Origin of the sequence: Mobilicoccus sp., from assembly GCF_032060985.1 — a bacterium.
In the GTDB taxonomy this organism is placed as follows: Bacteria; Actinomycetota; Actinomycetes; order Actinomycetales; family Dermatophilaceae; genus Mobilicoccus.
On the sequence record NZ_DAMBGD010000015.1, the window covers coordinates 73,060 to 98,893 of the forward strand.

Sequence of the window (25,834 nt, forward strand, 5' to 3'; positions counted from 1 at the left end):
GGGGGTCAGTGGGTGGTGACGGCCTGACGGTCGACGGTGCTCGCGACGGCGGCGACGCGGAGGGCGGCGAGGAACCCGAGCACGAGGAACGCGGTCGACAGGGCGATGGCCCACGAGGCCGCGGTGGAGAACGTCGCGGGATCCGCCCGCAACCCCGGCGCTCCGAGTCCGGCCGCGAGCGCCGTGCCCGCCAGCGCCGTGCCGAGGGCCGAGCCCACCTGGCGCACTGTGCTCTGGACGGCCGAGCCGGTGCCCGAACGCCCGGTGGGCACGTCGAGGAGCACGGTCGAGGTGAGCTGCGCCGACGCCAGTCCGAGACCCACGCCGTAGATGACGAGGCAGGCGGCGACGAGCCACGGGGAGGTCGTGGGGCTGAGGACGAACGCCGTCGCCGCGGTGCCGACGACCTCGAGCCCGAGGCCGAGGAGGACGACCCGAGGAGCGCCGAGGCGCGCGGCGATGTGTCGGGCCTGCGCGCCGGCGAAGAATGCACCGAGCGCCATCGCGGCGAGCACGAACCCGGAGGTGAGGGTCGTCTCGTGCAGCACCATGACGAGGTAGAGCGGTAGGACGAAGACGAGCGCGAACTCGCCGACCGCGACGGCCCCGGCGGCGACGTTGCCCCAACGGAAGCTGCCGATGCCGAACAGGGAGAAGTCCATGATCCCGAGGCGCCCCCGCCCCGCCCGGCGCTGCTCGAGGACGTAGAAGAGGACGAGCAGGATGGCGCCGAGGACGATGGCGACCGGCGCCGCGGAGATCGGTGCCGTGGCCGGCCACGTGAGTCCGAGCACGTGGAAGTCCTGTTTGGGGGTCCACCAGCCCAGGTCCTGGGATTCGATGAGGCCGAAGACGATGAGGCCGAACCCGGCCGCGCTCGTGAGGGCACCAGGGACGTCGGCGCCGCCCGTGCCCTGCTCCCCGCGGGTCTCGGGCACGAACCGCAGGCCGAGCAGGACGATCGCGAGGCCGATGGGGATGTTGACGAAGAAGATCCACCGCCACGACGCGTACTGGGTGAGCACGCCGCCGAGAAGCGGGCCGACGGCCGCCATGCCCGACATCACGGCACCCCACACACCGAACGCGGCCGCGCGCTCCTTGCCGCGGAAGATCGCGTTGACGGTCGAGAGGGTCGTCGGCAGGATCATCGCGCCACCGATGCCCTGGAGGGCACGCGAGGCGATGAGCGCTCCGGCCGACCCGGCGAAGCCTGCGACGACGCTGCTCAGCGTGAACACCGTGATGCCACCGAGGAACAGGTTGCGTCGTCCGAACCGGTCACCGAGCCGCCCGAACGACAGCAGCAGCGCGGCGAACACGACCGCATACAGGCTGTTGACCCACTGGGCCTCGGTGAGCCCGAGCCGCAGGTCGCCGACGATCTGCGGGAGGGCGACGCCGACGATCGTGCCGTCGAGCACGATCATCGACAGTCCCGCGGCGAGCACGCCGAGCGCGGCCCAGCGGTGATCGTGGGCCGCGGTGCCGGGGGTCACTGCGCCGGGGACGACGCGACTGCCGTGATCGTCGGCGGCGGGGGCTGCGGTCGGCGTCGTCGTCGTGGCGACGTCGTGGACCCGGGGGTGGGCGTCGAGGGGGGTGGTGTCGGCGCGGGGGCCGTCGCCACCCGCGCTCGGACGGGCGGGCTCAGGGCTCGCGCCGGGGCGGGAGGAGCGGTCTGACATCCCTGGAATCTCCTGTGAGCGCGGTTGTCGGCCCGAGGAAGTCGGGTCGTCCATCGGCGGGCGGCGTCGGCGGACGTGAGCTATCTTAGGGACAGGGTGTCGCTAAATCCAGTCCGGTGGCGACATGAGGTGGCTCCACCCGGGGAGGGTCGCCCCCATGACCGGATCCGGCACACTCGGGAGGACAGAGCAGGACCGCGGTCGGCGTCGATCCGCCCGCGTCCGGAGAGGACGCCCATGCCACGCATCGCCGCCGCGACCGTGCGCGAGCACCGCGAGAACGTGCGCACCGCACTCGTCGACGCCGCGGAGAGCATCGTGCGCACCGAGGGGGTCGACGGCCTCACCGCCGGCGCCGTGACGAAGGCCGCGGGCATCGCCCGCAACAGCATCTACCGGTATGTCGATTCGGTCGACGACCTGCGCGGACTCGTGCTCGAGCGGCATCTGCCCGACTGGATGGGCGCCGTCGCGGAGGCGGTCGACGCCGCCGGCGACGACCCGTCGGCTCGCATCCTCGCCTGGGTCGAGACGAACCTCGATCAGGCCGCTCGGACGGGCCACGGCTGGCTCATGGACCTCGCGACCGGCCTCACCCTGGGCCAGGGGTCGATGGACGCCGTCGAGCACGCCCACCGCGATGTCGAGGACGTCCTGCTCGTCGAGTGGCGACGCCTCGTCAGCGGGGATCACCCCCCGTTCCGCGGTGCCCGCGCCGGCAACGACACGGCCGCGGTGGACGGCCGCGACGACGACGTGCACGCCGCCCTCCGCCCCGACCACGCACCCGGTCGTGAGGACACGGGCGGTGGCGACCGCACGGGCGGTGGCGACACGACGTCGTCGTCGCCATCCCGGGCCCAGGGGGCGCACGAGGGTCCGGGCGCAGGTTCGGGGCGTCCCAGGCGCGGCGCGGGCGAACGACGGGCCATCATCGGCGCCGAACTCACGCGGAGCCTCGTCGGCGGCGGCTTCCGGTTGCTCGACAGCGGCGAGGACGTCACCGCGGTCTCCCCGGCGGTCATCGAGGCCGTCCGCTCGCTGCTGTACTCCGCCGCCGCGACTCGACCGTAGGGACCCGCCGCGAGCGCAGGGACCCGCCGGACCCCACGGGTTCAGTCGGCGAGGCGACCGATGCGCGAGTCCCCGAGATGGGCGAGGAGGTCGGCAGCGCTCGTCCACACCTCGACGGCACCGGCCTCCCGCAACGCGGCCTCCCCGACGCCTCCGGTGAGGACGGCGACGCAGGGGATCCCCGCCTTGGCGGCGGCCTCGACGTCCCAGACGGTGTCGCCGAGGGCCACGGTGCGGGCCGGGTCGAGGTCGCCCTGGGTCATCGCGACCTCCATGAGGTCGGGCGCGGGCTTGGCCTCCTCGACGTCGCCGGAGGTGGTGGCCGTGGCGATGACGTCCTCGTCGACACCGATCGCGGGAAGCATCCACTCGAGGTCGCTCGCACGACCGCTCGTCGCGATGACGACCGCGAGGCCCTTCTCGGCGCAGGCGCGCAGCAGGTCACCGGCGCGGGGGAACGCGCGAACGTCGTCCTGGAACGCCTCGTACTCGCTCGCATGGGTGCTACCCACCGCGTCGTCGGGTCCGCCGGTGACGTACTCGACGAGACCGTCGCTCGCGATGCCGATGGCGGCGTGGATCGTCGCCATGTCGACGTCGTCGTAGCCGTTCGCCCGCAGCGCGCGCGCCCAGGCGACCGTGTGGAGGTAGTTCGTGTCGAGCAGGGTGCCGTCGACGTCGACGATCACTCCGGGACGGGTCATGAGCTGAGGTGTCCTGTTCTGGCGCCGGGCCGCGAGGGACCTGGTCGAGCGGATGGTCGGGGCACGGGCATGGACGCCCGCGGGTCAGGCGAACGAGACCCAGCGGGCGGTCTCGCCGACGTCGGCGCGGGCGAGGAGTTCGGGCGTGCCGCCCGCGCCGAGACGGTAGAGCGCGGCGTGCGGCGACTTCTCCCCCACGACGACGACGTGCCTGCCGTCGGGCGCGACGCCGAACGCGCGCGGCTGGGTCTCGGTGTCGATGATCGAGACGACCTCGCCGAGTCGGCCGCCCTCGCCGAGGGTCACGGTCGCGAGCGTGGAGGCGGTGCGCTCCGAGGCGAGCAGCCATTCCCCGACGCGGTGCACATCGGCGCCCCAGCGCAGGTGCTCCTTGGCGGGGTCGGCACCCATGACGCTGTGCCCGAGGTCGGCCTCCGGGGAGTCGATGCGCACGGCCTCGTCGCGCGCGAGCGACCCGTCGGTGCCGATGTGGAGGCGGAAGACCTCGGCGGAGTACTCGGTGACGAGGTAGGCCACGTCGCCGTCGAGGGAGAGGTGGCGCGGGCCGCAGCCGTCGGGCATCGCGACCGTGGGCGTCGCCATCGGGGTGAGCGTGCCGTCGGCGGCGAGGTCGAACTGGGCGACGAGGTCGTCGCCGAGGGCCACGACGTAGGCGTGCGCGCCGGCCGCGTCGGTGACGACACAGTGGCAGTTGGCGTGCTCGGTGCGTGAGACCTCCTCACCGACGACGCCGTCCTGCACCGACCACGTGGCGGCGAACCCGCCGTCGTACGAGGCGCCGAGGACGACGTCCCCGCCGGGCGCGAGCGCGAGGTAGGCGAGCTGCGCGTCGAGGTCGAGACGGGAGACCTCGGTGAGGGCGCCCGACTCTGCGTCGATGCGGAGCGTGACGATCGCCGGCTCCTTGGTGGCGGCGTGGACGAGCCCACGGTCGGGGTCCACGGCGAGCGTGCCGCATCCGTCCCCCACCGTCGTGGTCGTGAGGGCGCGCAACTCCCCCTTCTCACCGTCGAGTCGGAGGGAGGTGATCGTGCCGTCACCGGCATTCGCGACGAGGACGAGAGTGCTCATGTGCCCGACGCTATCGGCCCGCGCCCGCCCCGGCGAGGTGGGAGTGACCCGCGCGGGCCGACCCGCACGCGGCCATCCGGTCGGAGGGCGTTCGCCCGGGGGATCGAGTGGACCCGTGGAGGCCCGGACGCACGGTGGCCCCGTCCGTTCCACACGGACGGGGCCACCGGCCCAGGCGGGAAGGATGGGTGAATCTCTAGGCACTCGAGGACAGCGCCTCGCGAGCCTCCCGCCCGAACTCGGCCAGCACCTCCTCGCAGGCTTCGAGGGCGCTGAGCGTGCCGGAGCCGACTCGCTCCTCGAGGTCGGCGCGTCTGTCGCGGACTCCCGGGGCGCGCCGGACGGCGTCGTGCAGCCGGGTGTCGACCATCGTCCACATCCATTCGAGTTGCTGGGCCGCGCGGCGGGGGCCGAGGCGACCGGAGTCCTCCAGGTCGCCACGATGATCGAGGACGGCCTGCCAGATGTCGTCGAGCCCGTCGCCGGTGGCGGCGCTGCACGTGAACACCGGTGGGCGGCGCCGCGATTCGTCGGATCCCATCATGAGCCGCATCGCGGAGGCGAGTTCACGGGCGGTGACGCGGGCCTCCGTGGCGTGCTCGCCGTCGGCCTTGTTGACGCCGATGATGTCGGCCCGTTCGAGGATGCCGCGTTTGATGCCCTGCAGCTGGTCTCCGCTGCGCGCGAGCGCGAGGAGGAGGAACGTGTCGACGATGTCGGAGACGGCGACCTCCGACTGGCCGACGCCGACGGTCTCGACGAGGACGACGTCGTACCCGGCGGCTTCGACGACGACCATCGCCTCCCGCGTCGCCCGTGCGATGCCACCGAGGTGACACCCCGACGGGGACGGGCGGATGAACGCGGCGTCGCTCGCGGCGAGACGGGCCATGCGGGTGCGATCGCCGAGGATGCTGCCACCGGTGCGCGACGAGCTGGGGTCGACGGCGAGCACCGCGACGCGGCGCCCCTGCTCGATGAGCCGCGTGCCGAGTTCGTCGATGAAGGTCGACTTGCCGGCGCCGGGGACACCGGAGATCCCCACCCGGACGGCCGAGCCCGTGTCCGGCTCGAGGCGGGCGAGGAGGTCGCGTGCGACGTGCCGGTCGTCGGGTCGTGAGGATTCGAGAACCGTGATCGCGCGGGCCATGATCGCCCGCGACCCCTCACGGACGCCCTGTTCGAGGTCGGCGGCGGCGAGTCCGCGCCTCATACGTCGTCCTCCTCCAGGCGGGCGATGAGGGTCTCCACGAGTCCGCACGCGGCCTCCGGGATCACCGTGCCCGGCGGGTAGATCGCGTCGGCCCCGGCCTCGCGGAGCGCGTCGAAGTCCTGGGCGGGGATGACGCCGCCGACGACGATGACCATGTCGGGACGTCCGCGCTCGTCGAGTTCCCTGCGCAGCGCGGGCACCAGGGTGAGGTGTCCGGCGGCGAGGGAACTCACGCCGACGACGTGCACGTCGGCTTCGATGGCCTGCCGGGCCACCTCCGCGGGCGTCTGGAACAGCGGGCCCACGTCGACGTCGAAGCCGAGGTCGGCGAACGCGGTGGAGATGACCTTCTGACCGCGGTCGTGGCCGTCCTGCCCCATCTTGGCGACGAGGATGCGGGGGCGGCGACCCTCGAGCTCCTCGAAGCGGGCGACGAGGCCGGAGGCGCGGTCGAGGTTGGTGTTCGTGCCGGACTCCTCTCGGTAGACGCCGCTGATCGTGCGGATCTGGGCGGTGAAGCGGCCGAACGGCTTCTCCATCGCATCGGAGATCTCGCCGACGGTCGCCATGACCCGGGCGGCGTCGATGCTGGCCTGCAACAGGTTGTCACCGGCCTGCGGGTCCTCGGCGACGCGGGTGAGCTTCGCGAGGGCCGCGGTCACCTTCTCCTCGTCGCGCTCCTCGCGCAGGCGGCGCAGCTTCTCGATCTGCTGGCGGCGCACGGAGGCGTTGTCGACCTTGAGGACCTCGATGCCCTCGTCACCCTCGACGAGGTACTTGTTGACGCCGATGACGGGCTGACGGCCGGAGTCGATGCGGGCCTGGGTGCGGGCCGCGGCCTCCTCGATGCGCAGCTTGGGGATGCCGGCCTCGATGGCCTTGGCCATGCCACCCGCCTGCTCGACCTCCTCGATGTGCGCCCACGCGCGGCGGGCCAGGTCGTGGGTGAGCTTCTCGATGTAGGCGCTGCCGCCCCACGGGTCGATGACCCGGCACGTGCCCGACTCCTGCTGGAGGAAGAGCTGGGTGTTGCGGGCGATGCGGGCGCTGAAGTCGGTGGGCAGCGCGATGGCCTCGTCGAGGGCGTTGGTGTGCAGCGACTGGGTGTGGCCCTGGGTCGCGGCCATCGCCTCGAGGCACGTGCGGATCACGTTGTTGTAGACGTCCTGCGCGGTGAGCGACCAGCCGGAGGTCTGGCTGTGGGTGCGCAGCGACATGCTCGTCGACTTCTTGGGGCCGAACTCTCGGACGAGCCGCGCCCACAGCAGGCGGGCGGCGCGCATCTTCGCGATCTCCATGAAGGAGTTCATGCCGATGGCCCAGAAGAAGCTGAGCCGCGGCGCGAACGCGTCGACGTCGAGGCCGACCGAGCGGCCCGCACGGATGTACTCGACGCCGTCGGCGAGGGTGTAGGCCATCTCGATGTCGGCCGTCGCCCCGGCCTCCTGCATGTGGTAGCCGGAGATCGAGATCGAGTTGAACCGCGGCATGTTCGTGCTGGTGAACGCGAAGATGTCGGAGATGATCCGCATCGAGGGCAGCGGCGGGTAGATGTAGGTGTTGCGCACCATGAACTCTTTGAGGATGTCGTTCTGGATGGTGCCCGACAGCTGCTGGGGGGTGACGCCCTGTTCCTCGGCGGCGACGACGTAGAGCGCGAGCACCGGCAGCACGGCGCCGTTCATCGTCATCGACACGCTCATGCGGTCCAGCGGGATGCCGTCGAAGAGGGTGCGCATGTCGTAGATCGAGTCGATGGCCACGCCCGCCATGCCGACGTCACCGGCGACGCGCGGGTGGTCGGAGTCGTACCCGCGGTGCGTGGCGAGGTCGAACGCGATCGACAGACCCTTCTGGCCGGCCGCGAGGTTGCGGCGGTAGAAGGCGTTGGACTCCTCGGCGGTGGAGAACCCGGCGTACTGGCGCACGGTCCAGGGCTGGTTGACGTACATCGTCGGGTACGGGCCGCGCAGGAACGGCGGCGCGCCGGGCACGGTCTCGAGGAAGTCCAGGCCGTCGAGGTCGTCCTCGGTGAACAGACGCGGGACGACGATGCGCTCGGGTGTCTCCCACGGCTCGGGGTCTTCCCCCAGCGCCTGGGTCCAGCGGGCGGCGTCCTCGGCGTCGGGCAGGCCGTCGCCGAGTTCGATCGAGTCAAAACGCGGGATCGTCATCGGGCCACTCCCATGTCGTCGAGAACGGTGTGCAGGGTGTCGACGACGTCGATGCCGTCGTGGACGACGCCGTCGGGGGCGTCGGCGGCGGTCACCGTCGCCTCGGAGTCGGCGCGGTCGGCACCGTCCTCACCACGCGGGGGGTACTCGGTCGCGCGACCGGCCATGAGGACGCGGCCCACGCCCGCCTCACGGAGGGCGGCGAGCGCGTCCGGCGCGAGGCGTTCGTACACGTCGGCCGAGGAACAGAGGACGGCGAGCGTGGGGGCACTCGCGTCGGACAGCGCCGCGGTGAGGGCCTCGGCGGAGTCGACCTCGATCGAGCGGGTCGCGATGCCGCCGACGGCGAGGAGGTTCGCGATGAACATCTCGCGGGGACCGTAGTCGCGGCGGGTGCCGAGGCAGACGAGGACGGCCTCGGGACGCGTGCCGGTGGCGGTCTCGTGCGCGGCGGACCGGTCGCGCAGCGCCTCGAACATCTCGGCGTCGCGGCGCGGCAGTAGTCCGGGCTGCTCGTCGACCCCGCGGCCCTCGGCGACGGGGGCGCTCTCGCGCAGGGAGCGTTCGGTGATGTTGGGGAAGGTGCTGACGCCGGTGATCGGCTGGGTGCGGTGGGCCAGGCGCGTCTCGCGTTCGGCGGCGACGGCGGCGATGCGGTCGGTGACGAGGCTGCCGGCCAACGCCGTCGCCATGCCCCCCTCGGCCTCGATGGCCTGGACGAATTCCCAGGCCCGGCGCGCGAGGTCGTCGGTGAGGGACTCGACGTACCAGGATCCGCCCGCGGGGTCGGTGACCCGCCCAAGGCTGGACTCCTCGGCGACGAGGATCTGGGTGTTGCGGGCGATGCGGCGGGGCAGCACCTCGGGCTCGCCCCACACGGAGTCGAACGGGGCGACGGTGATCGCCTCGGCCCCGCCGACGGCGGAGGCGAAGCACGCGACGGTGCCACGCAGCATGTTCACCCACGGGTCGTCGCGGGTGAGCATCCGCCACGAGGTGACGGCGTGCTGGCGGGCGCCGCGACGCTCCTCGGGGACGCCGCACGACTCGGCGACCCGCGCCCACAGGCGTCGCAGCGCGCGGAGCTTGGCGATGGTGAGGAACTGGTCGGCGGTGGCGGCGAGGCGGAACTCCCACTGCGTCACCGCGTCGGCCGGGGCGATGCCGGCCTCCTCGAAGGCGCGCAGGTAGGCGATGCCGGTGGTGATCGCGCAGGCGAGTTCCTCGACGTCACCGGCGCCGGCGTCGTGGTAGGGCCGGGCGTCGACGACACCGGCCCTGACCTGCGGATACCGCGAAAGGCAGGTGCGTCCGGCGTCGACGAGGTCGGACATGTCGACCGCGCCCGAGCCGCCGCCGGAGCGGGCGTGGCGGCCGAGGGGGTCGTGGCCGAGGACTCCGGAGACGGCGTCGTCGGCGAGTCCGCACTCGGCCCACAGGGCCATGAGCGCGTCGGCGGCGGGGCGGTCCTCCTCGACGCCGCTCACCGTCACCGGGGCGAGGTCGAGGTAGACGCCGGAGAGGACCGTCGACAGGTCGTCGACGGCGATGGCGCCCGGGCCGGTGTGCAGCCACAGACCGGTGACGCCGCGCTCGAGGTCGAGAAGCACGGCCTTGCGGGTGGCCGCGGCGTCGCTGCCGGCGTGGAGTTGCCGGATCTCCCAAGGCGCGTGCGGGTCCCGCAGGGCCGTGCCCCGCGTGAAGGGCATGAGGCCAGGCCGACCGAGCGTGCCCTCGAAGCGGCGGTACAGCGGGCTGATCGTCAGCCCGTCGACGGTGTGGGTGAGCAGGCGCTTCACCGCTGCGTCCCCGTCGAGATGCCGCTCCGGCGGTCGCTTGCGGTTGAGGGCGGCGGCCGCGAGGGTCCGCCAGTTCTCATCGGTCAGGGTGTCGAATCCTGCCGCGAGTGGCGTGTCGTCAGCCATGGCCTGCCTGTTCATGCGTCGTGATCGAGGTGCGCCGCGGACAGGCGGACCGTTCCAATACTGCTCGTGCCGGCGCAGGCGTCGCCGTCGCGTGTCGGCACGACCTCCCAGCCCTGCTCCACCAGCACCGTCAGCCCCGCGAACCCGCGGGCAACGACGATGTCGGCCCAGGGGCGGTCCTCGTGGGCGAGGATCGTCTCGAGGAGCAGCGCGGGGATCTCCGGGTGCGCGTCGAGCGCGGCGGAGGCCACGACGAGACGCGCGAGGGTGAGGTCGGCCCCGAGGTTCCCGGCCACGAACCCGGCCAGACGTCCGTCGACACCGGCCGTGACCAGGTCGAACTCCGGTCGAGCGAGCGCGGGCCTCAGCCAGGACAGCTCGGGGTCGGTGGCACCTCGGCCCTGGGCCTCGAGATGAGCGAGTTCGTCCGTGAGGGCGAGGACGTCCCTCTCCTCGTTGTAGCGCGACAGGCGCACGGGCCCGATGAAGCCCCGATGAGACGGCTCGAGACGTCGTGTGCGTTCGGTGTCGACGGGCATTGCTGACCTCCCGGTGGGAACCGAGGGTCGAACGGCGCCGCCGCCGCGACATCGCGGGCGGTGTGTGCCGGCCTTCCCTCGAGGCGGTGTACACGGGCGCGACGCACGGGTGTGCGGCGCACTGGCAGGTCTTCGGACTCGTGGGCCGGTGCGGAATGACCGCTGTTCCTACTTGCCGTCGCTTCCCAGGTGGTCTTCCCAGTGCTTCGTGACGACGTTCGTTCCCACTCACCGCTGCGGGGCAGCTCCGGATTCACACCGGATTCCCTCTTACGACTCCCGCGCGAGACGCGGGAGAACCAGCACCACCACCGTAGCGCGAGAATCCGATGCGGTCCGGGGTGCGAGCCGCTCGGGACCTCGGTCCCCATCCCCCCGGGGACATGCCGCGGCGTGTCGCCCGGATGACCCGCTGCTCCAGCCCCGAGTGGCTCCGGCCTGGATGACCGAGCCGTCGTGGCTCGATCGCTGAGGGCTGAGGCTCCTCCATCGCCTCCGCGCCGCCGGCCACGGCCCACGCTCGCGACACCTGACCCGCGGGGCTCCGGAACCGGGCGTCAGGGATGGGTGCGGCTGTGTCGTGTCAGGGTCAGCAGCGCCTTCGTGGACGGAGGCCCAGTGAACGGAGGCGAGCAGTTCGAGGTCGTAGGTTCCTTCGAAGCCACTGATGAGAGCAAGGACGTGCCGGGTCCGGGCCGCAGTGCCGGTGAACTGCACGACGGTGTCGTGGAGTCGGTCATCCGGGATGAGTGCGCGTGGTTCGGGGACGCCTGGTAGTTCGCTGATGCCTCCCAGACACGTCCGGTCGTTGCGTTCGACGCGGTCACGGCGTCCATGACGGCGCACGCCGACCAGGCGGAGCGGTACGAGGTGACGAAGCAGCTCGCGCTGAATCTGCTGTACCAAGCCGGGATCGAGTACCTGAAGTCGATCAGAGCACCGGGGTGACACAGATAGCGCAATTCACTCGTCGCGCAGAAAAAAGACCCGGCCCACGAGGGACCGGGTGAGTGATGTGTCCACCCTAGCCCGTCGGGCTCACCATGGCAACGGCCGGCCCGGCGACCTCACCACTGCGGGGGGCTTCGTGATCGTCCCGACGGCATCAGGCAATCGATGGGTGGTGAAGCCCGGCGCTCGGAGGGTGCGCCACCAGCTGCCGCCGACACCATCGGTCGGCTTCCCGCGCAGGTCACCCGCGGTGTTCCCGCCAGACGGGTTCATCATGCCCACGGGCACGCGTCCGCGGGCCCGTGCGATCGGCGACTTCAGGCCGGAGTCATTGGAGATGACAAACGCCGCGTCGACGCCCCCGGCGAGGACATCGGTGAGGAGGTGCGTGGCGACGAACGCAACAGCGGCGCAAAGCTCCGAGACGTCACGTGACGAGCGGCGTCCAGCGGGGCCAGGGAATCGCCGTCCCCGTAGCCGGCCATGTCGCGTCAGGCGTACGCGGGTCGCCGCAGCCAGGAGTCACGTTCGAGGGCCTCCCAGGCGGTTGCCACGTGGTCAGGACTGAAAAGCGTGGCCTTGCGGCTCGTCCAGTCACGGATGATACGGCTGGCCGCGTCAGGGTCCGCAGCGCCTTCGTGGACGGAGGCCCAGTGAACGGAGGCGAGCAGTTCGAGGTCGTAGGTTCCTTCGAAGCCACTGATGAGAGTGAGTACGCGCCGGGTCCGGGCCGCAGTGTCGGGAGACTGGACGACAGTGTCGTGGAGCCGGTGTCGGGCGCTCTCGGTGACTTCCAGCGCCTCTGCGTCGAGGGGGGACGTCGAGCCGTCGCCGAAGCCGGTGATGAAGTGCCCCTCCATGTCACGCAGCGCCTTGCGGAGATCGTCTGCGTACGGGCCGTACGGGCCCTTGGCGTAGTGGAGCCCGAGCGGTTCACCGGACTCTTGCAGCAAGTAGGCGAGCTTCTGGGTGCCGATGAGTCCGGGCCACTCCCAGGCCGCGGCGTGGTAGCCGGCGATGAGCGCGAGTAGTGCCGCGCGGACAGGGGTGAGGCTGGGTGCGGCGGTGCGGTCGATCATCTCTCGCGCGGGCGGAGCCCCGGCAGGCGGGTATACCCGCACGTCCACGGCGTCGAGTTCGGCGAAGGCGGCGTGGATGCGAGGAGCGACGTCGCCCCACTCGAGTCCTCCGTTGCCGCAGCCCAGCGGCGGGACGGCGATGGATCCAATGCCCAGCTCCTTGACGACGCGGACAAGGTCGTCCAGACCGGCCTCGATGTCACTCATCCTCGAGCCGGCCTTCCAGTGCCGTTTGGTGGGGAAGTTGATGATGTAGCGAGGGCCGGTCAGACTGCCGGTCTCCCACACGTGCATCCGCCCGGTCTCCAGCCGGCCGGCCCTGGCCGCGCGGGCGTAGTCGGCGAACATCTCGGGGTAGGCGCGCTTGAACTGCAACGCGATGCCCTTGCCCATGACGCCGACGGTGTTGACCGTGTTGACCAGGGCATCTGCATCGTCGGCGAGGAGGTTGCCGGACACCTCGCGAACCATGGTCTCTCCCGTAGTCGTCATCCCTCAGAAGTACCAGCCGGGCCTGACACCCCTTCGTGGCTGGTGTCCGGCCAGCGTACCCAGCACGGACTCGACTCGGTCCAGAACCATCTCATCGCGAGTCGCGACGAACGTGATGGCCTCCCAAGGCAGTCGTCGATGCACCAGGAGCTCTGCCTGGTGGCGTTGTGGGCGGTCTGGGGCATCATCGGTCCTGCTCCAGAACTTCGACTGAACCAGAGCCCAGTCGATGTGCCCTTCCAGTGCGGCCGGATCTGACGTGAACGAGGCAAGTGCCATGGCGGCATTCCGATCGGATGCTGCCCAACCCAACCCGAGGTTCTCGATGACCTCCACCGTGCTGCACAGGTAGATGAGCGGGCCCTGGCCGTCCTGATAAGTGGGGACCCGACCGGTGTGAATGTTGAAGAGCATCGGCCCTCGGCGCCCGAAGTAGAACGGCACATAGTCCGCGACGACCCCTTTCGGGCCGCAGGTGACCGAGACGTGTCGTCGCCGTTCCTTGATGCTACGAGCCCCAACCTCCGTCGTGAGGCGACCTGGCGCGTGGGCGTTGCTGTCGCACACCAGACCGTCGCGGGCGATCGCGAGCAAGTTGTCGACGTGCGTGAAGTGGTAGACCCATGTCGGTATGGGGCGAAGCATCAGGCGCCCTCCCCCTCCACGTATTTCGGGGCGAGGGCTTCCATCTGTTCGACGACGAGGCGGATGGCTTCGGGTTGCTGGTCGGGCGGGTACTTGTACTTGACGAGCAGGCGCTTGATGGAGACGCGGAGTTTGGCGCGGACGTCTTCGCGCACGGTCCAGTCGGTGCGGACGTCGCTGCGCATGATGGCGATGAGTTCGCGGGCGATCTGGGCGAGGGTGTCCTCCCCTTGGAGCAGCACCGCCGCCTCGTTCTGGCTGACCGCGTCGTACAGGGCCAGCTCGTCGCGCGCCAGCGGCGGGTCGAACTGCTCGCCCCGGCTCGCGTCGGCGGCGACGTCGGCCGCGAAGCGGATCAGCTCCTCCAACACCTCCGCGGCGGTGAGCTGGGAGTTGACGTAGCGGTTCATCAGCTCGGCGAGCCGTTCGGAGAACTGCCGCTCCCGGCTGAGGTTGCCGCCGGTCACGGTGCGCACGTCGTCGGTGAGCGCCGCACGCAACGCCTCAATCGCGACGTTCGGGGCGGGGCTGCGCCGCAACGCCTCGATCGCGCCCGGCGTGAGGCGGCCCAGGTCGGGTCGCTCGATACCCGCGCGGGCGTAGATGTCGACGACCTCACCGGGCTCGATGTGACCCACCATGAGCGAACGCAACAGCCGCGCGATGTCCTCCGGCACGGGACGGCCGGACGCGCGACGCTCCTCGGCCTCCAGTTTGGCGATGTAGACGCGGACCTCTTGGTGGAACCGGAAGTCGTTGCGACGCTCCTCCAGCACCTCCGCGCCGCCGGCCACGGCCCACGCCCGCGATACCTGACCGGCCAGACGCCGGTAGCGGCCATAGACCGATTCGGTCTCCGCCTCCTCCCCGTCCTCCCCCGGCTCACCGCGGCGAGAGGCCGGCGCGAGCAGCGCGTTCGCTGCGGCGAGCACGGTGTTGAGGTAGGCAGAAGGCGAGGGATCTGCGCGGAGCCGGGCATGCCAGTCCAACGGCAGCGTCGCGTCGAGCTGCGCCAGCAACTCGAGGGCGAGCTGCACGGCCTCGTCGATCCTGCGCCCCTGGGGTTTGGCGCGGCGGTCGGTGTCGCTGTACTCGGCGAGGGCGGCCTCGAGGTTCTCCACCAGCGGGGCGTACCCGACGAGCAGGCCGTTGTCCTTGCCACGCCACGTGCGGTTGACCCGCGCGAGGGTCTGCATGAGCAGCGCCCCCTTGAGCGGCCGATCGACGTAGAGGGTGTGCAGGCTCGGGGCGTCGAACCCGGTGAGGAGCATGTCCTTGACGATGACGAGTTCGAGCTCGTCCTCGGGGGACTTGATGCGCTTCTGGATGGCCTGCTGCTCGTGGCCGCGGCGCACGTGCCGGCAGATCGGGTCGGGGTCGGTCGTCGTGCCGGAGTAGACGACCTTGACCTTGCCGCGGTCGAGGGCCTCGGAATGCCACGTGTCGTCACCGGCCTCGCGGCGCTGGGTGACGATCTCCTCGTAGAGGCGGGCGGCGATCTCGCGGGTGGCGCAGACGATCATCGCCTTGCCGCCGGACTCGATCTGCGGCAACATCCCGGCCTTGCGCTGCTCCCAGTGGGCGAGCAGGTCGGCGGCGAGCCGTCGGATGCGGTCGGGGTGGCCGTACAGCTCGTTGATGACCGCCACGGACCGTTCGACCTTCGCCCGCTCGATCGCATCGAGTCCTTCGGTGGCCTCGTCGGCGGCGGCGTCGATGACGTCCTCGGTGACGTCGGCCGGGCGGGCGAGCGGGATGAGGCGGGGCTCGAAGTAGACGGGCACGGTGGCCCCGTCCTCGACAGCGCGGGTGAGGTCGTAGACGTCGACATAGTCGCCGAAGGTCTTGCGCGTGTCGCGTTCGGCGAAGCTGATCGGCGTGCCGGTGAAGGCGATGAACGACGCACCCGGCAGGGCGTGACGCAGGTGGGCGGCGTAGCCGTCGAGGTCGTCGTAGTGGCTGCGGTGCGCCTCGTCGACGACGACGAGCACGTTGCGCCGCTCGGTGAGCACGGGGTGACTCGCGCCGGCGTCGCGCTCGGCCCTGGTGAGCCCGAACTTCTGCAGGGTCGTGAAGTAGATGCCCCCCGAGGCGCGCCCGTCGAGTTCGGCCCGCAACTGGGCGCGGCTCGTGATCTGCACCGGCGTCTCGGGGAGCAGCCTGCTGTCGGCGAACGAGTGGTAGAGCTGGCCGTCGAGTTCGCGGCGGTCGGTGATGACGACGATCGTCGGGTTGGAAAGGACGGGCGTGCGGTGGACGGCGGCGGCGTACAGCTCCATCTCCATCGACTTGCCGGAGCCCTGCGTGTGCCACACGACGCCGGCGCGGCCGTCGCTGCGGACGGCCTCGACGGTGGACCCGACGGCCTTGGTGACGGCGAAGTACTGGTGCGGTTTGGCGATGCGCTTGGTGAGCACGCCGTCGCGCTCGCTGAACGCGGTGTAGCCGCGCAGGAGTTGGAGGAAGCGCTCCTGGTTGAACAGGCCGAAGAGCAGAGTCTCCAGCGGGCTGGCGTAGGTGCCGTCGCCGGCCGGGTCGCCGGGACGCACGACGGCGCCCTCGTCGTCGACGTTCCACGGGCTGTAGTGCTCGAACCCGGTGAACGGGGTGCCGTAGCGGGCGGTCGCACCGTCGCTGGCGACGGTGAGCAGCACGGTGCGGAACGCCATCGGAAACTCGCGCAGGTAGAGCGCGAGCTGTGCGTGGGCGCCGGCCGAGCCGGTGCGCTGATCCCCGGATCGCTTGAGCTCGATCACCGCGACGGGCAGGCCGTTGCAGTAGAGGACGACGTCGAACCGGCGGTGGTGCTCCCGGTCGCGGAGTGTGACCTGGTTGACGACGAGCCAGTCGTTCTCGGCGGGTTCGGTGGAGATGAGCCGGATGGTCGGGGTGCGCTCGGTGCCGTTCGCGTCAAGATAGGTGACGCCGGTGTACCCCTTCGTCATCGCCTCGTGAAGACGGAAGTTCTCGGCGAGCGCGTCGGCCGAGCGGGGGCGGAGGATCTCGGCCTGCGCCTGCTGCAGGTAGGTCTGCGGCACGTCGGGGTTGAGGCGCGTCAACGCCGCCGCGACGCGAGGCTGGATGACGGGGTCGCTCCACGACTCCCGTTGCCCAGTCCCCGGTGCGATGTCCTCACCGCGCAGCGGCCTCCACCCCAAGTCCCCCAGGGCCTCGACCGCGAGGCCCTCCCACTCCGCCTCCGACCCCCATCCGGACATCTCACACCACCTCTTCCACGGTCTTCTCCACATCCTTCACGCGCAGACGGCCCGACATGAGCTCCGGCAGCAGGGCGTCGCGCAGGGCTGCGAGCCGCTGAGACTCGAGTTCCATCGCCAACGCGATGTCCCACAACGACTTGAGCTTGGCGCCGTTGCTCTCAAGCCAACCCTGAGTAGGCACTGAAACTGGGTCATCGAGATGGCGACGCTGGATATGTCCCATGGTCGTGGCCTTGTCTGCCGCAATCGCCTTGAACTCGTCGAGCTTGCGCTCGAGCAGGCTTGCGACCAACCACAACGGCCATCCTTCGGCCGGCAGCACTTTGAAGATGTGCTGGTTCACGATCCCCTCGCGGAGGTACCAACGCCGCAGCGTCAGCGACCCCGACCATGCAAACAGCAGGTCACCCGGCCGGGCCACGTGATCGTCGGCCACCTCGATGTCGTTGTAGACCGTCGAGCCCCCGAAACCAGAGTTGAGTTCCGCAATCCGAATCACTGGCCGACCGGATCCCGAAGCGTCCTTCGTGAAGGGTCGGCCATTCACGAATCGAGCGACCTCACTGAGAGGCACGTGCGTAGCGTCGTCCAAGCCCGAGGAAAACGTGAGCCTGCGCAGATCGTCCGCAAGCCGCCACGCCTTCTCGTTGGCGGCGATCTTGTCGTCGAGCGCGCCCAGCACCTCCGCAATCGCCTGCTGCTCCCGAATGGGCGGCAGCGGAATCTGGAGACCTCCAACCTGGGCCTTTGTCAGAGCGCGTCTTGTGCCGCCCGCGCTCATAGTAAGCAAGTTTGCTTTGACCGTCGGAGAGACCAAGAAGCTCTGAAGGTACCGAGCATCGAGCTCGGCATTGGGCCGAACGATCATGACGTGCTGGTTGACGCGAGCGGGAAGGGCGCGTGCGTCGACCAAGGCACAGCGAGCAACGGACTCACCGGTGATGTTGAGCAGGACATCGCCTGGCTGCACAGTGACGCCACTCAGTTGTGAAGCTGCCAGGTCGGAGATGTGAGCCAGACCCTGTAGCTTCATGGCACTGTCCAACACGTTCTGGGACCGGATGAGGGAGACCCCCGCCTGCATGTAGACGGATTCGCCGCCACGGGGGGTCGCCCCCGACCCGATCTTCGTGCACACGTCTGCGAGGCGTGCAGTTCTCACAGCGCCCTCCCCAACTGCTTGCGGACCTCGGTCTGGAGCCGGTCGGACTCGTCGAAGGCGGCGGTGAGTTCAGCGGTGAGGCGGGCGATCTTCTCGTCGAGGGGTTCGCCGTCGTCTTCGACGGCGGCGGCGCCGACATAGCGGCCGGGCGTCAGCGCGTAGCCGGCCTCCTTGATCTGGGCGACGGGGACGGAGGCGCAGAAGCCGGGGATGTCCTCGTACTCCGCGCCCGCGGCGGAGGCGGTGCCGCGCCAGGCGCGGTACGTGTTCGCGATGCGCTGGATGTCCTCACCCGAGAGGTCGCGGACGGCGCGGTCGACCATGAACCCAAGACCCCGGGCGTCGATGAACAGCACCTGCCCGCGGCGGTCGATCGAGCCCTGCGCGCCGGCGCTCTTGTCCTTGGCGAAGAACCACAGGCACGCCGGGATCCCGGTCGAACGGAACAACCGGTCGGGCAGCGCGACCATGCAGGTGACAAGGTCGGCCTCGACGAGGTTGGCGCGGATGTCGCCCTCGCCGTTGCTCGTCGAACTCATCGACCCGTTGGCCATGACGACGCCCGCCATGCCCTGTGGGGTGAGCTTGCTGATGATGTGCTGCATCCACGCGTAGTTCGCGTTGCGGGCGGGTGGAACGCCGTAGGTCCAGCGGGCGTCGTCCTCGCTGCGGGCCCAGTCCTTGATGTTGAACGGCGGGTTCGCCATCACGTAGTCCATCTGCACATTCGGGTGCAGGTCGAGCGCGAACGTGTCGCCCCAGCGGTCGGCGAGGTTGCCGTTGAGGCCGTGGATGGCGAGGTTCATCGTCGCCATCCGCCACGTGCGTTCGTTCGCCTCCTGACCGTAGATCGACAGCGCGGTCTTGTCCGCGTCGTGCGCGGCGAGGAACTTCTCGGCCTGCACGAACATGCCGCCCGAGCCGCAACACGGGTCGTACACCCGACCCTCGCGTGGCTCGAGGATCTCGACGATCGTGCGCACGACGCTCGGCGGCGTGTAGAACTCCCCGCCCCGCTTGCCCTCCGCGCGGGCGAACTGCTCGAGGAAGTACTCGTACATCTCACCCATGAGGTCCCGCGCCCGCTGCGCGCCCTCACCGAAGAACCGGATGTTGTTGAGCAGATCGACCAACTCACCCAGGCGCCGCTGGTCGACGTTGTCGCGGTTGAACCCGCGCGGCAGCGAGTTGCGCAGACTCGGGTTGGCGCCGATGAGCAGATCCATCGCGTCGTCGACAAGCTTGCCGATGCTCTTCGGCCCGTCCGCGTCGGCCTCCGACAGGCCCTTGCTGTGCACCGCAAGGTAGTCCCAGCGCGCCGTCGCCGGCACCCAGAACACGCCCCGGCCCCGGTAGTCGTCCATGTCGCCGGAAAGCTGCTCGATCTGCTCGGCGTCGTACCCCGCCTCCGTCAGCTCGGCCTCGATCTCGACCGTCGCCGCGTCGAACGCCTCCGCGACGTACTTGAGGAAGACCAGGCCCAACACGACGTCCTTGTACTGGGACGCATCCATCGAGCCGCGGAGCTTGTCCGCCGCCTTCCACAGGGTGTCCTTGAGTTCCTTCATCGTGCTGGGGGCGCTCGGTGTCGCCTTCTTCGTACGTGGGGGCACGTCAGTGTCCTTCCGGGTCAACGGGTTCCATCATGGCTGTCAGCCTGCCGCCGACGATGCCGTCGGCCAGGAGTTCGGTGAGGTGCGCCAGGTCGTCGGCGCGGTGCAATGCCTCGTCACGGGCGACCGCGATCGCGTCGAGGACCTCGGTGAGGGTGTCGGCGGTGACCACGGGCACGAGTCGCGCCGGGAACGCCCGCCACTCCGAGCCGCGTCCCCGCGCGAGGTCGGCGGCCAGGACGCGCGGGATCACCCGGTCGGCCCGTTCGTCGTCGGGGACGACCCGCAACGCCCGCGCCGGCGCCTCGACGACCGTCCCGCCGCGGACATCGACCCAGGCGCCGGGCGTCGGTCCGGCGCAGAACACGACGTCACCCGCCTCGGTGCGCACCGCACGCGGATGAGCCGCCGTGAAGGCGAGGTGATCGACCACCCGCGCACCCGCCCGCTGCCGCCCCGAGAGTTCCGGGAGCCCCACGACCGGCAGGCCACCGCCGACCTCCTCCGCCGCCTTCACCTCGCTCTCGAGGAGGCGAGTGCCGGCCACGAACCGCACCCGCCCCTGCGCCAACAGCTCGCGCACGGTGACGACACGCCCGCGGGGCAGGCCGGCCTCCGTCTGCAGATGCAGCGGAATGCCGGCCAGCGGCCGGGCCACGGCGTCCGCGACGCCTGCCGGGTTCGCTGACATGGGGGCGACCGGCGACCGCGGTGCGGCGTGCAGATCGCGGGGGACGAGGTCGCCGTCGCGGGCCAACACCGAGAACGTGCGTTGATAGCGCGCCACGCCGAAGACGTGGGCACGACCCTGGGTCTCGTCGACCTCACCCACCTGCGGCACCGGGCGATCCTCGACGGCGGCCACCACATCGGAGACGAGATCCTCACGCACCCCCGCCAGGTCGAGACCGGCCAGATCGGCGACGGCCGTCCGTCCCTCGCCTCGGAAGTTGCCGGGCGGCGTCGGCCCGAACACCCATACGGCGAGGCGCCGCTGCGGCGCGGCCGGGCTGCTGCCGCGTGCCAACCGCACGAGGGCCCGCAGCCGTCCGGTGTCGAGGATGCGGCGGCGCATCTGTTCCGCCCTGGTGCTGCCCAGGGCGTCGGTGAGGATCGCCGCCGGCCCGAGCACGACCGCGCGCTGGTCGTCCTTGAGCTGCACGAGGACGTCGTCGACCTCCTCCAGCAGCCGCTCGGGCACCAGGGCCGGGGCGCCGGGGTGGGGGTAGCGCGCCACGACCACCGCGGCCCCGGCGATGTCGACGTGCCCCTCGTCGTCGACGTCGATCGGCGCGGGGATCGCGCCGTGGAGGGTGAGGGTGCGCCAGGACTCACGCGTCGCCGCGGCCCGTGACGCGCCGTCCACGCCTACGACCGGTCGGGCCAGCACGCCCTCATGATGATCGGCCTCCCGCGCGTCGAGGACGCCGAGGACGAGGTCGGCGGCGCAGCCGGTGGGGTCGGCCACGGGCACCGGACCGCCAGCTCGTCGAGCGTCGGCGAGCGCCCGCGTGAGGGCTCCGACCAGGCGCACGACCTCCGGGGCCGGCGCCGTGGCGTCGGGATCGAGCCCGAACCGCGACGGATCGCGGCGCAGATGCGCCAGCGCGTCGGCGGGGCCGTACGACGCACCCAGCAGAGCATCGACGTACCGCACCGATGCAGCGAGGTGAGGCGCGCTCGCCGACGCGATCTCACCGAAGGCCACCCGATCGTCGGGGTCGACCTCCTCAGCGAGGTCCAGCAGGTCTTCCCGGTCGAGCCCGACCAGAGACTCACCGGACGCGGCGGCCACGGTGAGCACGGCCTCGGCCAGGTCCCTCCCGACCGGCGTCGGCACCGGTGGACGCCCATGCACGGCGGCATCGGCGGCGACCTCCGGATTGTTGCCCCGGCCCGAGGCCTGCAACCACGCGACGACCGCCGCGCGATCGAACCGGTCCTGGCGTCCATCCCGCGCCACGGGCGCCGGAAACGGGCCGGCCTCGGCGTGCGGACGGCGTCGCCAGGTCGTGACGACCGGCCGCTGCACGCGAGCGAGCACCGCGATGTCGCCGAGGGTCATCAGCTCCTCGACGCCGGTGGTGCGCTCAGCGGTGGTCATGGCAGGACCGTACGACACATGAAGGCCGGATGGGATCACGAACGTGATAACCCCCCTTATCGCTTGCTCTCTCGTTTTGGCAGCGGGTGGGGCGCACGGTGTGAACGTCACGTGGTCCACGTGATGCCGCTGCGGTCGGAGGGGGCCGCAGCGGGCACCCCGCAGCTCTCAGGAGGACCCATGCAGAAGAAGCACCTCGTCGGCTACCCCGTCGCCACGCTCGTGGCGTTCGCCATCGGCGCGGCAGGTTCCGCGTCGACGCCCGCGCCGACCACAGCGGCTCCGGCATCGGCGGTGAGCCCGACGCCGTCCGCGCCGGCTCCGACCGTCACGGTCACCGCGACTCCTGCGCCGACCCCCGACGCCACGCCCACCCCCGACACGACGTCCGCGCCCGAGGGCGTCCCCGGGGACGGCACCTACGAAGTGGGCGTCGACATCCAGCCGGGCAAGTACTCATCGGACACCCCGTCGGGCAACTGCTATTGGGCCCGCCTCAAGAACGACGACCCGTTCGACGGCATCCTCGCCAACAACAACAGCTCCGGCCAGTCCGTGGTCATCATCAAGAAGACCGACAAGTACTTCCAGAGCTCCGGGTGTTCCGACTGGACGAAGCGCTGAGTCATGGACATCCCCTCCCTCCTCACCTCCCCCGTCGGGGCACTCGGTGCGAGCATCGCCACCACCCTGCTCGGCGAACTCTTCGGCGTATGGCTGAGCGGAGCCATTCCCTTCGGGTGGGGAGCCGTTCTCCTCAACGTCTTATTCACGGCGATGTGCCTCGCGCTCATCCATCCCGTCTCCCTGACGTGGATCCTCACCCTTCCCTCCACCCTCACCTGACAGGAGAACAGGACATGACCCCCGACCCGTGGATGGCCATCGGCATCTCAGGCGCCGCCGCCTTCTTCACCGGAATTGCAGCGATCTTCACCGGGATCAGCTCGTGGCAGACGCGACGCACGGCGAGAGCAGCGATCGATCAGGTTCAGTTGCAGAGGCAGATCCAGGTCGACGCGGCCCAGCCCTACGTATGGGCCGACATCGGTGAACATCCCACCAAGCAGGGCCTGATCGCGCTGCGGATCAGGTGCGAAGGGCCCACGGCCGCCCGCAATGTCCGACTTACGTGCGACCGTCCGTTGCCCAGTGACGAACAACTCGCGCCCTGGGCGCAGAAGGCGCAGATCGCGATGGAGCAGGGAATCAGTTACCTCGCCCCAGGCCGTGACCTCATCTGGTCGCTGGGAGTGGGTCACCGCATCCTGAAGGAGGGGGCCGACCTGTCCTACCCCTGCCATCTGACATACGACGGACCATACGGACCCATCGGCCCGATCAGCTTCACCATCGACCTCGGTGACTGGCGCAGCTCCAACCCGAACCCGCCCGGGTCGCTGAACGAGATCAGGCTGGCGATCCGCGACCTGACAAGCGCCATCGAGAAGTGATGGCCGCGACTCTTGCGGGTGGGAGCAGGGCTCATTGAGCGCTGACCGACCGCCGACCCGCCACGCAGAATCGGGACGATCGGTCAGGGCTGGGCCGGCCTGCCCCCGACCTCTGATCTCCGCGAGGGACGTCAGCGCGAGGTCGGGGTGCGGCGGCGCAGGAGATAGGTGTCGAACATCCACCCGCGGCTCGCCTTGGCCTCGGCGCGGACCTGGGCGATCTCGTCGCGGACCTCCTCCAGGGGGCCGGCGATGAGAATCTCCTGCGGGGTGCCGAGGTAGGCACCCCAGTAGATGTCGAGGCCGGTCGGGTCGATGGAGGCGAACGTCTGGCGGCCGTCGAGCATGACGACGACGTCGTCGACGTCGGCGGGCATCCCGTCGGCGAGCAGGCGGGCCGGACTGATCTGCACCGCGTGCCCCTGACGGTTGAGGGGGATACGGTGGCGCGCCGACAGCGCCGCGACGCAACTGATGCCGGGGATGACCCGCACGGTGGGCGGGTCGGGGATGCGCTCGGCGAGGTCGGTGACGATGGCGAGGGTGCTCTCGTACAGGCCCGGGTCACCCCACACGAGGAACCCGCCGGTGCGGCCCTCCCCCAGGGAGTCCTGCACGGCGTCCGCCCACTGCGTGAGCCGCTGTTCGCGCCACTGCGCGACGGCCGCGTCGTAGTCGGGGGCGGACTGCCACGGGCGGGGCGGGTCGACGAGTTCGACGGTGACCGGTGCGTCGTCGCGGTGGCGACGGAGCAGGTCGCGGCGGAAGTCGACGAGGTCGTCCTTGTCGGACTCCTTGAGCACGACGAACACGACATCGAGGACGCGAATCGCCTCGGCCGCCTCGAACGTGAGCCAGCCCGGGTCACCGGCGCCGATCCCGATCAGCAGCATCTCGCGACCCATCACGCACCCTCTCCACACCGCCGGGCCCTCGGCGAACCCGGCCTCGTCCGACCCGTCGAACCCTACAGCGGCACCCTGCGCCCAACCGGAGTCCACCCCACGCCTCCAGCGCGCTGCGCGTGAACAGCCTCCGCGAGCACCTTCTCCTCGGCGAGCAAGGGTGGTGCGGGTCGACGCGCGTAACGCCCGGTGGGGACGGTCGATGTTCCGTCTGTCGTCGTCCGTCAGGGATAGGCGCAGAGCCCTTCGGAGATTCGGGGAGAGATGAACGCGTTCTGGATCGGGGCGATCGGCATCCTTGCCACAGTCGTGCTCGTCGTGGCCTGGGTGGCCTACCACCGTCGACGGCTTCTTCTGGGAGGCCTCACCCCCGAAGAGTCGACCCTTCATGACCGATGCGTGGCCGCCGACAAGGCCGCAGCTCAGGCGCGCCGCGCCCACCGTGCACGAGTGCGTGAGGCCGAGCGTGCCCTCGCGAAGGCGGAGAAGCCTGAACACCTTGCGTCGGCCGGGCGGGGCAACTACGTGACGCCGGTCAGCGTGTGCGTGAACTCCCATGAGCGGCCTCTCGACGAGGGGGTCGAGGCGACACTGGACGCGGAGGGCGACGTCACCCGGTACGCGACCCAACGCACCACCGCGACACGGGTCGTCACCGGCGCCATGCTCGCCGGGCCCGCCGGAGCGATCGTCGGCGGCGTGGCCAAGAAGACCTCACATCACAAGGCCGACGACCGGGAGCTCTACCTGATCGTCCTGGGACGGGACTGGCAGGAGGTCGCTCGACTGAACCCCGCCGAGGGGCAGAAAGCGCGGTCGCTCATGCACGCCATCAACGTCGCCGCCCGCAACGCCACGGCGGCTCGGGTGCGGCACGAGGAGGTCGTCGCGACGGCCCGCGCTCACCTCGAGGCGACCACCGCCGACACCCGTGAGGTGGACGCGGCACTGGCGGCGCGCCAGGCTCTCGGTGAGGACCCCTACGAGCGGGCGAAGCGGGCCGTCAAGATGAACAGGCGAAGCTCGGCCGCGCACCGTGCCCCCGCACCCGCGGCCCCGGAGCGGGCCTCAGGATTGCCGTCCTTCGGCGATGCGCGCCCGGGAGACGGCCCGCAGGACGTCATCCGTGGAGGCGGCGTCGTCTGATCGGCACGTTCCTGTCTGGTGCCGCACGGGTCGACCACATCAGCGGCGGGCGCGCAGGTCGCGGACGTTGACGAGGTTGCCGCACCGCGTCGAGCAATAGCGGCGGGATCGATTGCGGGAGAGGTCGATGAGGACGCCGTCGCAGTCCTCACGGGCGCAGGTGCGTAGGCGGTCGAGCTCCTTGGCGCGCACGAGGTCGACCAGCGCCATCGCGAACTCGATCGCCATCCGGGTCGCGAGCGGCTGCTCCGGCGAGGTGGCGTGGAGGTGGTAGTCCCACCACCCCTCGTGCCGGACGAGCCGAGGCAGGGCCGGGCCTTTCGCGAGGAGGTCGTTGATCTCCTCGACGAGCGCGTCCTCGTCGAGACCCCACAGACCCCGGAGCCGCACGGCGAGGGCGAGCACGTCGCGCAGCTCGGCCTCGTCATGGGTGCGGGAGCCGGCGAACTCCCATCTCTCGCAGAACGCGTCGAGGTCCGCGGGGTCACCCAGGTGCTCGTCGACCACCTCGTTGACGAGATCGACGGTCGTCTCGAGCGACACCCTCGTGTCATGGGCGAAATGCACCTTGACTCCTGACTCCGGTTCTTCGTACTGTCATGATCGTAACCGCCTGACACTCCTGACACTCTTGCCAGGCCCCGGCCGGCATC

20 protein-coding genes and 1 riboswitch are annotated in these 25,834 nt (G+C 70.6%); of the genes, 5 read left to right on the forward strand and 15 right to left on the reverse strand.

Annotation, left to right across the window (positions count from 1 at the left end):
* Positions 1 to 5 precede the first annotated feature (5 nt).
* Complete coding sequence (locus RT054_RS12115; RefSeq protein ID WP_312722645.1) at positions 6 to 1,688, reverse strand: MFS transporter; 1,683 nt, start codon at positions 1,686 to 1,688, stop codon at positions 6 to 8.
* Between the two features lie 237 nt (positions 1,689 to 1,925).
* Here RT054_RS12115 and RT054_RS12120 point away from each other — a divergent pair, with 237 nt between their 5' ends.
* Complete coding sequence (locus RT054_RS12120; protein ID WP_313023854.1) at positions 1,926 to 2,762, forward strand: TetR/AcrR family transcriptional regulator; 837 nt, start codon at positions 1,926 to 1,928, stop codon at positions 2,760 to 2,762.
* Positions 2,763 to 2,803: 41 nt separating this feature from the next.
* Here the strand turns inward: RT054_RS12120 and RT054_RS12125 are convergent, their stop codons facing one another.
* From RT054_RS12125 to RT054_RS12180, 12 genes are all read right to left on the reverse strand, one after another.
* Positions 2,804 to 3,466, reverse strand: a complete 663-nt coding sequence (locus RT054_RS12125; RefSeq protein ID WP_313023855.1) for an HAD family hydrolase — start codon at positions 3,464 to 3,466, stop codon at positions 2,804 to 2,806.
* A gap of 84 nt (positions 3,467 to 3,550) precedes the next feature.
* Positions 3,551 to 4,558, reverse strand: coding sequence for a beta-propeller fold lactonase family protein (locus tag RT054_RS12130; protein ID WP_313023857.1), 1,008 nt, complete (start codon positions 4,556 to 4,558; stop codon positions 3,551 to 3,553).
* A gap of 196 nt (positions 4,559 to 4,754) precedes the next feature.
* Entirely contained in the window at positions 4,755 to 5,771 is a 1,017-nt protein-coding gene (gene meaB / locus RT054_RS12135) for a methylmalonyl Co-A mutase-associated GTPase MeaB (protein WP_313023858.1), read from the reverse strand.
* Positions 5,768 to 7,945, reverse strand: a complete 2,178-nt coding sequence (gene scpA / locus RT054_RS12140) for a methylmalonyl-CoA mutase (RefSeq protein ID WP_313023859.1) — start codon at positions 7,943 to 7,945, stop codon at positions 5,768 to 5,770. The genes meaB and scpA overlap by 4 nt, the downstream gene beginning before the upstream one ends.
* A complete protein-coding gene (locus RT054_RS12145; RefSeq protein WP_313023862.1) occupies positions 7,942 to 9,870 on the reverse strand; it encodes a methylmalonyl-CoA mutase family protein in 1,929 nt (642 codons plus the stop codon). The genes scpA and RT054_RS12145 overlap by 4 nt, the downstream gene beginning before the upstream one ends.
* An 11-nt stretch (positions 9,871 to 9,881) precedes the next feature.
* On the reverse strand, positions 9,882 to 10,409 hold the full coding sequence (locus RT054_RS12150; RefSeq protein WP_312720082.1) for a hypothetical protein: 528 nt from the start codon (positions 10,407 to 10,409) through the stop codon (positions 9,882 to 9,884).
* Positions 10,410 to 10,514: 105 nt separating this feature from the next.
* A riboswitch (cobalamin riboswitch) is annotated at positions 10,515 to 10,728 on the reverse strand.
* A gap of 1,123 nt (positions 10,729 to 11,851) precedes the next feature.
* On the reverse strand, positions 11,852 to 12,910 hold the full coding sequence (locus RT054_RS12155) for a macro domain-containing protein (protein ID WP_313023866.1): 1,059 nt from the start codon (positions 12,908 to 12,910) through the stop codon (positions 11,852 to 11,854).
* A gap of 24 nt (positions 12,911 to 12,934) precedes the next feature.
* On the reverse strand, positions 12,935 to 13,576 hold the full coding sequence (locus tag RT054_RS12160) for a DUF4433 domain-containing protein (protein ID WP_313023869.1): 642 nt from the start codon (positions 13,574 to 13,576) through the stop codon (positions 12,935 to 12,937).
* A complete protein-coding gene (locus RT054_RS12165; RefSeq protein ID WP_313023872.1) occupies positions 13,576 to 16,794 on the reverse strand; it encodes a type I restriction endonuclease subunit R in 3,219 nt (1,072 codons plus the stop codon). The genes RT054_RS12160 and RT054_RS12165 overlap by 1 nt, the downstream gene beginning before the upstream one ends.
* 1 nt (position 16,795) lies before the next feature.
* Positions 16,796 to 17,959, reverse strand: coding sequence for a restriction endonuclease subunit S (locus RT054_RS12170; RefSeq protein WP_313023876.1), 1,164 nt, complete (start codon positions 17,957 to 17,959; stop codon positions 16,796 to 16,798).
* The gene (locus RT054_RS12175) at positions 17,956 to 19,572 is read right to left on the reverse strand and encodes a type I restriction-modification system subunit M (protein WP_396837285.1); all 1,617 of its coding nucleotides are present in this window, start codon (positions 19,570 to 19,572) and stop codon (positions 17,956 to 17,958) included. The genes RT054_RS12170 and RT054_RS12175 overlap by 4 nt, the downstream gene beginning before the upstream one ends.
* A gap of 1 nt (position 19,573) precedes the next feature.
* On the reverse strand, positions 19,574 to 21,676 hold the full coding sequence (locus RT054_RS12180; protein WP_313023879.1) for a hypothetical protein: 2,103 nt from the start codon (positions 21,674 to 21,676) through the stop codon (positions 19,574 to 19,576).
* Positions 21,677 to 21,856: 180 nt separating this feature from the next.
* On the opposite strand from RT054_RS12180, the gene RT054_RS12185 reads away from it, so the two are divergent.
* From RT054_RS12185 to RT054_RS12195, 3 genes are read left to right on the forward strand one after another with little or no spacing between them, the layout of a single operon-like run.
* Complete coding sequence (locus tag RT054_RS12185) at positions 21,857 to 22,300, forward strand: hypothetical protein (RefSeq protein ID WP_313023883.1); 444 nt, start codon at positions 21,857 to 21,859, stop codon at positions 22,298 to 22,300.
* A gap of 3 nt (positions 22,301 to 22,303) precedes the next feature.
* The gene (locus tag RT054_RS12190) at positions 22,304 to 22,522 is read left to right on the forward strand and encodes a hypothetical protein (RefSeq protein WP_313023886.1); all 219 of its coding nucleotides are present in this window, start codon (positions 22,304 to 22,306) and stop codon (positions 22,520 to 22,522) included.
* Between the two features lie 14 nt (positions 22,523 to 22,536).
* Positions 22,537 to 23,130 (forward strand): hypothetical protein, encoded by a 594-nt coding sequence (locus tag RT054_RS12195; protein ID WP_313023891.1) that lies wholly within the window; start codon positions 22,537 to 22,539, stop codon positions 23,128 to 23,130.
* 131 nt (positions 23,131 to 23,261) lie between these two features.
* Here the strand turns inward: RT054_RS12195 and cobF are convergent, their stop codons facing one another.
* Entirely contained in the window at positions 23,262 to 24,035 is a 774-nt protein-coding gene (gene cobF / locus RT054_RS12200) for a precorrin-6A synthase (deacetylating) (protein WP_313023894.1), read from the reverse strand.
* Between the two features lie 264 nt (positions 24,036 to 24,299).
* On the opposite strand from cobF, the gene RT054_RS12205 reads away from it, so the two are divergent.
* Positions 24,300 to 25,181 carry a hypothetical protein gene (locus tag RT054_RS12205; protein ID WP_313023896.1) on the forward strand — a complete coding sequence of 294 codons (882 nt, stop codon included), beginning with the start codon at positions 24,300 to 24,302 and terminating at the stop codon, positions 25,179 to 25,181.
* A gap of 39 nt (positions 25,182 to 25,220) precedes the next feature.
* Here the strand turns inward: RT054_RS12205 and RT054_RS12210 are convergent, their stop codons facing one another.
* Positions 25,221 to 25,748 carry a CGNR zinc finger domain-containing protein gene (locus RT054_RS12210; protein WP_312720096.1) on the reverse strand — a complete coding sequence of 176 codons (528 nt, stop codon included), beginning with the start codon at positions 25,746 to 25,748 and terminating at the stop codon, positions 25,221 to 25,223.
* Positions 25,749 to 25,834: the final 86 nt, after the last annotated feature.